The sequence below is a fragment of the Neisseria sp. P0001.S005 genome (genome assembly GCF_051963715.1).
In genome coordinates, this window is record NZ_JBQCTZ010000939.1 from 1 (window position 1) to 296 (window position 296).

The window sequence follows — 296 nt, forward strand, 5'->3', positions numbered from 1 at the left end:
GAGCAGACCATGAGCCAAAACAAACAACCGGCACAACCCGAAAAACGAACCCTTTTCAAAACTGCCCTTGCCGCCGGTGCCATCGGCGTTGCCGGTTATTTTGCCGGTAAAAAACAAGGCGAAACCGCCGCCGAAACCCAAAACAACCAACATTCCGAGCTGGCCTATCCGTGTTATGGCGAGCATCAGGCAGGCATCGTTACGCCACACCAGCTCTTCGGCATCATGTGTGCCTTTGACGTTACCGCCAAAGACGCCAAACAACTTGAAAACCTGTTCCGCGCCCTGACCGCCCG

The 296-nt window shown here is 55.1% G+C and carries 1 protein-coding gene; it reads left to right on the plus strand.

Annotated elements, in window-relative coordinates:
- Nucleotides 1-9: 9 nt before the first annotated feature.
- Nucleotides 10-296, plus strand: a 287-nt coding sequence (locus tag ACTHSP_RS23590; RefSeq protein ID WP_440347184.1) for a Dyp-type peroxidase domain-containing protein, incomplete at its 3' end; no start/stop codon positions are given.